This is a genomic window from Blastococcus sp. CT_GayMR20 (assembly GCF_004570345.1).
The window spans coordinates 1-8912 of record NZ_SPQM01000165.1 but is presented as its reverse complement, the minus strand read 5'-3'; the positions used below and the strand labels follow the sequence as shown (position 1 = coordinate 8912).

At 75.1% G+C, this 8912-nt stretch carries 6 protein-coding genes; 4 read left to right on the top strand and 2 right to left on the bottom strand.

The annotated features are described in order from the left end of the window. The 3 genes from E4P40_RS23805 to E4P40_RS23795 all read left to right on the top strand — a co-directional run. Positions 1-825, top strand: an 825-nt coding sequence (locus E4P40_RS23805) for a citrate synthase 2 (RefSeq protein ID WP_135160851.1), incomplete at its 5' end; no start/stop codon positions are given. Positions 826-904: 79 nt separating this feature from the next. After that, complete coding sequence (serC, locus tag E4P40_RS23800; protein WP_135160850.1) at positions 905-2020, top strand: phosphoserine transaminase; 1116 nt, start codon at positions 905-907, stop codon at positions 2018-2020. Between the two features lie 103 nt (positions 2021-2123). After that, complete coding sequence (locus E4P40_RS23795) at positions 2124-4835, top strand: ATP-binding protein (RefSeq protein WP_245160550.1); 2712 nt, start codon at positions 2124-2126, stop codon at positions 4833-4835. 10 nt (positions 4836-4845) lie between these two features. On the opposite strand, the gene E4P40_RS23790 is transcribed toward E4P40_RS23795, so the two are convergent. Continuing rightward, on the bottom strand, positions 4846-6327 hold the full coding sequence (locus tag E4P40_RS23790) for a circularly permuted type 2 ATP-grasp protein (protein WP_135160849.1): 1482 nt from the start codon (positions 6325-6327) through the stop codon (positions 4846-4848). Beyond that, the gene (locus tag E4P40_RS23785; protein WP_135160848.1) at positions 6324-8213 is read right to left on the bottom strand and encodes a prolyl oligopeptidase family serine peptidase; all 1890 of its coding nucleotides are present in this window, start codon (positions 8211-8213) and stop codon (positions 6324-6326) included. Before E4P40_RS23785 ends, E4P40_RS23790 begins: the two co-directional genes overlap by 4 nt. A gap of 255 nt (positions 8214-8468) precedes the next feature. Here E4P40_RS23785 and sepH point away from each other — a divergent pair. Next, positions 8469-8912 (top strand): septation protein SepH (gene sepH / locus E4P40_RS23780; RefSeq protein WP_135160847.1); only part of this gene is annotated, 444 nt, incomplete at its 3' end.

Sequence of the window (8912 nt, the reverse complement as noted above, 5' to 3'; positions counted from 1 at the left end):
GAGGCCCGCGAGGAGCTCGCCCGGGCCGCCGTCATGGCGCTGTCCTACGTCGCGCAGTCCGCCCGCGGCATCGGCATCCCTGCGGTGCCGCAGCGCCGCATCGACGAGGCCGCCACGATCGTCGAGCGGTTCATGGTCCGCTGGCGCGGCGAGCCCGACCCCCGCCACGTCGCCGCCGTCGACGCCTACTGGACGTCGGCCGCCGAGCACGGCATGAACGCCTCCACCTTCACCGCCCGAGTCATCGCCTCCACCGGCGCCGACGTCGCGGCCTCGCTGTCCGGCGCGATCGGCGCGATGTCCGGCCCGCTGCACGGCGGTGCCCCCTCGCGCGTCCTGCACATGCTCGACGGGGTCGAGGAGAGCGGCAACGCCGAGCAGTACGTCAAGGACCTGCTCGACCGCGGCGACCGCCTGATGGGCTTCGGCCACCGCGTCTACCGCGCCGAGGACCCCCGCGCCCGCGTGCTGCGCCGGGCCGCCGAGGAGCTCGGCGCCCCGCGCTTCGAAGCAGCCCTCGCGCTGGAGAACGCGGCCCTCAAGGAGCTGCGCGAGCGGCGCCCCGACCGGCCGATCGAGACCAACGTGGAGTTCTGGGCGGCGATCGTCCTCGACTTCGCCGAGGTGCCGAGCCACATGTTCACGTCGATGTTCACCTGTGCCCGCACCGCCGGGTGGTGCGCGCACATCCTCGAGCAGAAGAACACCGGACGCCTCGTGCGGCCGTCGGCCCGCTACATCGGTCCCGACCCCCGCAAGCCCGAGGAGGTCGCCGGCTGGGACACCATCCAGACCAAGGCGACGACGCAGGTCGCACCCGCCTGAACCCGGCCCCGTCCCGGGTACCGCCCTGAGCTTGCGAAGGACGGGGAGGACGGGGTCCTGTCCCGAGAGGCACGCCCGGATGAGCATCACCATCCCCGCAGAGCTCCTGCCCGAAGACGGCCGCTTCGGCTGCGGGCCGTCCAAGGTCCGCCCGGAGGCCCTGCGGGCACTTGCCGGCGACGGCGCCGCGATCATGGGCACCTCCCACCGGCAGGCGCCGGTCAAGAACCTGGTCAAGGAGATCCGGGAGGGCCTCGCGCAGCTCTTCGACCTCCCCGACGGGTACGAGGTGGTGCTGGGCAACGGGGGGACGACGGCCTTCTGGGACGCCGCCCTGATCGGCCTGATCCGCCGGCGCAGCGCCCACGGCACGTACGGCGAGTTCTCCGCCAAGTTCGCCTCCGGGGTGTCCGAGGCGCCGTTCCTCGACGACCCGGTCATCGCGAAGGCCGACCCCGGGTCGCTGGCGCTGCCGAAGGGCCAGCCGGGGGTCGACGTCTACGGCTGGGCGCACAACGAGACCTCGACCGGGGTCATGGCGCCGGTGACCCGGCCGGCCGGGGCCGACGACGACGCGCTCGTCCTCATCGACGCCACCAGCGGCGCGGGCGGCCTGCCGGTCGACATCGGGCAGTCCGACGTCTACTACTTCGCCCCGCAGAAGTCCTTCGCCGCCGACGGCGGGCTGTGGGTCGCCCTGATGTCGGCCGAGGCCCTCGCCCGCGTCGCCGAGATCAAGGCGTCCGGTCGCTGGATCCCCGGCTTCCTCGACCTGTCGATCGCCGTCGACAACTCGAGCAAGGACCAGACCTACAACACCCCGGCCGTCGCCACGCTGTTCCTGCTGGCCGACCAGATCCGGTGGCTGCTGTCCCTCGGCGGCCTGTCCGGCGCCGTCGCCCGCACCACCGACTCCTCGAGCCGGCTCTACGGATGGGCGGAGAAGTCGGCGTACGCGACGCCGTTCGTCGCCGATCCGGAGCACCGCTCGCTGGTCGTCGGGACGATCGACTTCACCGACTCGGTGGACGCCGCCGCGCTCGCCAAGACCCTTCGGGCCAACGGCATCGTGGACGTCGAGCCCTACCGCAAGCTGGGCCGCAACCAGCTCCGCGTGGGCATGTTCCCGGCCGTCGACCCGGACGACGTCACGGCGCTGACCGCGTGCATCGACCACGTGGTGGAGCGCCTCTAGCAGAAGCCCCGTCCACGGCGGCCCGCAGTGCCGGGCCGCCGATCAGAGAGCCGGCCGACGTCGTCCGGACCCGCGGTGAGACCTGACCCGGCTGGAGGTGAGCGTGGTTCCCGATTCCCCGTCGGGACCCGGCAGCGGCGACCTGTTCGCCGCCGGCGGCGAGGCAGGGCGGATCATGGCCGCCTTCGACTGGGCCGCCACCGCCGTCGGACCGGTCGAGTCCTGGCCGGCCAGCCTCCGGTACGCCGTCCGCACCGTTCTGGTGTCGAAGTTCCCCATGGTGCTGACGTGGGGCCCGGAGTTCCTTCAGTTCTACAACGACGCCTACGCCCCGCTCATCGGCGCGAAGCACCCCGCCATCGGCGAGGACATCCGCATCACGCTGGCCGAGGGCTGGGGCGCGCTGGGGCCGCCGATCCAGCAGGCGATGGAGACCCTCGACGCGTCCTGGCTGCCTGGACTGCTCCTGCTGCTGGAGCGCTCCGGGTACCGCGAGGAGACCTACTTCACCGTCTCCCACGCCCCCGCCTTCGACGACGACGGCCGCGTGGCCGGCATGCACGCCGTGTGCACCGAGGTGACCAGCCAGCTCCTCGGCGAGCGCCGGCAGCGGCTGCTGCACGACCTGGCCACCGTCGGCGGCCGGTTGGGCGCCGAGCAGGAGACGGTGACCGCGATGTGCGGCGCGCTGGCGGGGAACACCCTCGACGTCCCGTTCGCCGGGCTCTACCTGTCGGTCCCGGGCGAGAGCGGCTTCCGCCGGGTGGCCGCGGTGGGCTGCGACGAGACGCTGCTGCCCGAGGCCACGGGCGCCGCGCTCGACGACCTGTCCGCGCTGGTCGACCGGCTCGGCGTTACCGGCGGCCCCTTCGGCGACCGAGTCACCGAGGCCGTCGTCCTCCCGCTGACCGCGTCGGTGGAGGGCGAGCCGGTGGGCCTGCTCCTCGCGGGGAAGAGCCCCAACCGGGCGCTCGACGCGGCCTACCGCTCCTTCTACGAACTGGTGGCCAGCCAGTTCACCAGTGCCGTGGTCAACATCCGGGCGTTCGACGCGGAGCGGCTGCGCGCGGAGTCGCTGGCCGAGCTCGACCGGGCCAAGACCACGTTCTTCTCCGACGTCAGCCACGAACTGCGCACGCCGCTCACGCTGCTGCTCGGCCCCATCGGCGACGTCCTCGAGAGCTCCGACGAACCCCTCCCGGCGGCCGTGCAGGAGCAGCTCAGCCTGGCCCTGCGCAACGGCCAGCGCCTGCAGCGGCTGGTCAACGACCTGCTCGACTTCGCCAGCATCGAGGCCGGTCGCGCCTCCCCCGTGCGCGTGGAGACCGACGTCGCCACGTTCACCGCCGACCTCGCGGGCATCTTCCGTGCCGCGGCCGAGCGCGCGGGCCTCCGGCTCACCGTGGACTGCCCGCCGCTGGGCCGCCCGGCGTTCGTCGACCCGCGCATGTGGGAGAAGATCGTCGTCAACCTGCTGGCCAACGCGGTCAAGTACACGTTCGTCGGCGGCATCCGCGTCGGACTCCGTCCGGACGGCGACGGTTTCGCGCTCACGATCTCCGACACGGGGGTGGGCATCGTCGCCGCCGAGCTGCCCCACCTGTTCCAGCGGTTCCACCGGGTGGCCGGCGCGACCGCGCGCACCCGCGAGGGCACCGGCATCGGCCTCGCGCTGGTCCACGAGCTGGCCGCCCTGCACGGCGGCAGCGTCTCGGTCGAGAGCGAGCCGGGCACGGGCAGCACCTTCACCGTGACCCTCCCCTTCGGCGAGCCCGACGCCGTCGAGGACGCGACGCGACCGGCCGTCGGACCGTCGGAGGCAGCACGTGTCGAGGCGGCCAGCTGGGAGTGGGACACCTCCCGGCCGGCCGAGGCGGCACCCACGTCGGCCGGCACCGTCCTGGTCGTCGACGACAACGCCGACATGCGCGCGTACCTCACCCGGCTGCTCGGCCCGCACTGGTCGGTGCGGACGACGGCCAACGGGGAGGAGGCGCTCGCCGCGGTGGCCGATGACGCCCCCGACATCGTGCTGACCGACGTGATGATGCCGCGGGTCGACGGCTTCGAACTGCTGCGCGCGCTCCGTGCGGACCCGGCCACCCGCGACATCCCGCTGATCATGCTGACGGCCCGGGCGGGTCAGGAGGCCTCGGTCGAGGGCCTCGAGGCGGGCGCCGACGACTACCTGGCCAAGCCGTTCCGGGCCGACGAGCTGATCGCCCGCGTCCGCGTCGTGCTCGAGCGAGCTGCCGGGCGGCGGACGGCCGCGGCTGCCGAGGCGGCCGAGGCGGCTGCGCGCACCCCCACCCCTCGTCCCGACCCGGCGCCGGCCGTGCGCGTCGCGTCCGGACTCTCCGCCTCCGCTCCCCCGGCCGGGCCGCCGTCCCCGCGGCGCCCCCACGAGGGCATGGCGGTGGCCGGTACGGCCGGCGAGTGGCGCCTGCCGTCGCAGGCCTCGTCCATCCCCGTGCTGCGCCGGGGGCTGCGGAGCTGGCTGGCGACCGCCGGGGTGGGCGACGAGCAGGCCTACGACCTCCTGCTGGCCGCCTGCGAGGCGGCGACCAACGCCGTCGAGCACGCCCAGGACCCCACGGAACCGTTCTTCGACGTGACCGCGGCGGTCGACGCGGAGCAGGTGCGGATCGCCGTGCGCGACTACGGGCAGTGGCGGGAACGGATGCCGTCGATGGACCGAGGCCGTGGCTCGACACTCATGAGCGCGTTCGGGGAGATCACCGCCACGCCGAGCCCGGAGGGGACCACCGTCCTCATCAGCAGCCGCCTCGCCGGCGAGCGGTCCGCCGCCGGCTGAGCGGACCGGGTCAGCCGAGGAGCCAGGTGTCCTTGCTCCCGCCATCGCGGGCGGCACTGGGCGAACTCGGACCCTCGCCGAGGGCGACGCGGGTGAGGGGCGCGGGGAGCGCCGACACGGCGCCGCCGGCCAGGGTCACCGAGAACACCCGCAGGTCCACGTGCCGGGGCCGCAGCCGGCCCTCCACGAAGGTCGGCGCGGTCGTGGGTTCGACCGGCTCCTGCGCGACGAACCGGTAGGGCGCAGCGGCCACCTCCGCCTGAAGCGAGGCCAGCTCGTCCGCCGTCAGGGACGGCCCGAAGACGGCGCCGCGGCCGCCGTACCCGGCGACGGGCCGGAGGACGAGCTCGTGCAGCCGGTCGCGGACCTGCGCCCACTGCCGCTCGTCGGCCAGCACCCAGGTGGGGATCGACCCGAGGAGCGGTTCCTCCCCCAGGTAGAAGCGGATCATCTCCGGCACCCAGGCGTACGCCGCGGCGTCGTCGGCGAGGCCGTTGCCCGGGACGTTGACCAGCCCGAGCCGGCCCGACCGGACGGCCTCGGTCAGCAGGGAGTCCAGCGGCTGCCCGATGGGCGTGCGGTACGCACCGAGCATGCCGTCGTCGAACCGCCGGTAGAGGACGTCGACCGCGTGGCGCTCGCCGCCGACGACGACCTCCACCCCGCCGTCCATGCGCGGCCAGAGGTCGGCCGGGCGGGCCAGCGGGACGCCGAGGGCGTCGGCCAGGAGGCCGTGCTCGAACCACGCGTTGTCGATCGGCCCGGCACTGAGGACGGCGATCCGCGGGACCCCCGGGCACGCCGGCGACGCCGCAGCGCGGAGCCCCGCCCGCAGGAGGCCGACCGCGCCCGCGGGATCGACCGGCGTGGCGCCGGGACGGAAGATGCCGGGGACCGCGGCGCGCATGCTGTCGCGGTTGGCGAGCGCGTACCCGAGCCCGGCCGGCACCCGGAGGTGGTCCTTCGCGACCAGCCAGCCGCCGTCCGCCGTGCGCAGGACGTCGGTCGCGGCGAGGGCGGCGCGGGGCTGACCGGGCCATGCCTGGCCGACGGCGTCCGGGTCGCGGCCGGGACTGTGCGCGACCGCCCACTCCGGCAGCACCCCGGCACGGACCGCCTCGGGCTCCCGGTCGGGATCGCCGCGGCGCCGGCCCGCCGCACGGTAGGCGTCGGCGAGGAACGCGTTGAGCGCGCGGTGCCGCTGCTCGACCCCGGCCTCGACGCCCGACCACTCGGGCACGCGCACGATCCGCGGCACCGGGTCGAGCGGATAGGGCCGCACGGTCTGCCGGCCGTCCGACCACGACGCGACTGTCACGCCGCGCGCCTCGCGCTCGGCCGCCATCGCCGCGGCAGCCGCGGCGAGGCCGGTCGCCCCGAGCGACTCGAGCGCCGGCGCGAGCACGGCGAACCCCTCCCGCAGCCGACCCTCGGGGTCGACCGCCTCGTCGGCGGGGGCTGCGGGATAGTCGGCGAAGAGGGGCCGGCTCACAGCCAGCGATCGAACCAGGTGGCGACGCGCTCGCTGAGCTCGACCAGGTGGTCGCGGCCGACGACGGTGTGCCCTTCCCCTGGCAGGAGCAGCAGATCGCTCGGTGCGCCGAGGGCCTGGAGCTCCTGGTGCGCCTGCACGGACTCCGCGACCGGCACGTTCGTGTCCCGGTCGCCGTGGACGAACAGCACCGGCGAGGTGAGCCGCTCCAGCGCGGTCATCGGCGAGATCGCGGCCAGCATGTCCCGGTCGACCACCGGGTCGCCGTACTCGGTGACCGAGGCGCCGGCCATCCACGGCTCGGTGCCGGCGAAGAAGGTGCGCAGGTCGCTCATGCCCGCGCCAGTGACGCCCGCGGCGAACAGGTCCGGCCAGCGGGTCAGCGCGACGAGGGTGAGGTAGCCGCCGTAGGACCAGCCGTGCGCACCGATCCGCCCGGGTTCGGCGATGCCGGCGGTCACGAGTGCGGCGACCGTCGTCCGGACGTCCTCGAAGGACGCCGCGCGGGCGGGGCCGTCGTCCGAGTTCAGGAAGGCGCGACCGAAGCCGCCGGAGCCGCGCACGTTCGGCGCGAAGACGGTGAGGCCGGCGGCGACGAGGCTCTGGGCGACCGGCGACCAGTCGGGCCGCTCCTGGCCCTCCGGTCCGCCGTGGAAGCTCACGACCGTCCGGTTGGGCCCCCGCACGCCCGGCGGCGTGTAGAGCCAGCCGGACAGCGGCAGACCGTCGGGGGCGACGTAGTCGTAGCGGACCGGGGCGACCAGCCGGGCGGGGTCGGGACGCGGAGGCGCCGACGGGAGGGCCACCGGGGCGCCGGAACCGGTGAGCTGCACCCGCCAGAGACCCCGCGGGGTCCGCGGACCGGTCAGCTCGGCGACCATGGTCTCGCCGTCGACGGCCAGCGACCAGCCGGGGAGGACCGGCTCGGGCAGCGGGATCGAACGCACCAGGGCGCCGTCGGAGAGGGAGTGCACCTGCAGCTGGGAGACCCCGTCGGCGGTCCACACCGCGAGCACGGTGCCGTCCGTGCGCAGGGCGTAGCCGTCGAGGTCGGCGTCGGGCCGGTACAGGACGACGCGCCCCTCGCCGGGGACGCCGTCCCCGGTGAGGGGGATCTTCACCAGCCCGGCCCGGTCCGTGAACGGCTCGCCCGGCAGGGACGCCCGCACGAAGACCGAACGGCCGTCGGGACCGAACCGGCCGTCCTCCGACGCGAGTCCACCCGGGGCATCGGCGGCGAGGACCGGGCGCTGCTCTCCGCTGTCCACGTCGATGAGGACGATGTGCCGGTAGCCGCGGGGGCCCCGGCGGGCCAGCAGGAAGCGCTCGTCGGCCGAGACGGACGTGACGGAGAGGAAGCCGCCGCGGGCGAGGGTGCGGTGTCCCCCGGTGGCCGCGTCCACCAGCACCACGTCGGCGTCGGGGCCGTCGCCCGGGGCGATCGAGCACGCGTAGTGGCCGGGCCCGGTCCAGCCGCCCGCGAAGACGGTGGCGCGCGGGTCCTCACCGGCCAGCACCCGGTGACCGGTGCCGTCGGGGCGGACCACGTGCAGCTCCGCGCAGATCGAGCCGCCGGGGCTGACCAGGTAGGCGAGCCAGTCGCCGTCCGGCGACCACGCGACGGAGACGACCTCCTCGGTGGGTGCCGACAGCACGGCCGGGACCTCGGTACCCGCGAGGGCGGCAACCTCCAGCCGGGGCAGGCCGGACCGGTCGGTGACGTAGGCGACCCGGTTCCCCTCGGGCGACAGCGCCGGGCACCAGGCGCCCGGTGCGGCGGCGATCTCGGTGACCGCGCTGCGCACGTCGGCCGGCAGCAGCGTCGGCGGCGCGGCGAGCGGCTGCCCGGGCGCGACGGAACGACGGTCGGTCAGCGGGCTGACCATCGCACCTCCTCCGCTCGGGCTCGTCGGCTCGCGCCACGAGGGGCCCACTGTGCCGATCGCGTGTTGCGAACACGTGACACTGCACCTCATCGGCGGAGATCGGGGACAACCGCACCCTCCCGGGAAAGGGCACCGGTGAGGCGCTGGCGCGCCACGCCGCGTCGCCTGCGCGCCGCGCACGGGGAGCGCCGATAGCCTCGGGCTCCGGTCCGTCTCTCGACGACCGGGTCCGCGCAGTCAGCAGGAGGTCCGCCCATGCGCACACTGCGCCTCGTGGCGCTCTCCGACGACGGGAAGAGCCTCATCCTGACCGTCGACGGCCCGGACTCCGCCGACACCGGCGAGCGCTTCGAGGTCGCGATCGACGACCGCCTGCGCGCCGCGGCCCGCGGGGACGCCCGCCGCCTGACCCAGATCGACGTCGACCTCGGCACGGAGCTCCCGCCGCGCGTGATCCAGGCCCGCATCCGCGCCGGCGAGACCCCCGAGCAGGTCGCCGCCGCGTCCGGCACCCGGGTCGAGCGGATCATGCGGTTCGCGCACCCCGTCATCCAGGAGCGGCAACGCGTCGCCGAGCAGGCCCGGGAGGCCCGCGTCCGGCTCACCGACGGGTCCCCCACCGTCGCCCTGCACCAGTTCATGGCCGACCGTCTCCGGCTGATCGACCTGCACATCGACGCCGTCACGTGGGACGCCCAC

Coding starts and splice junctions, on each gene's coding strand:
- serC (WP_135160850.1), top strand. CDS start 905: ATGAGCATCACCATCCCCGCAGAGCTCCTGCCCGAAGACGGCCGCTTC.
- E4P40_RS23785 (WP_135160848.1), bottom strand. CDS start 8,213: ATGGTCAGCCCGCTGACCGACCGTCGTTCCGTCGCGCCCGGGCAGCCG.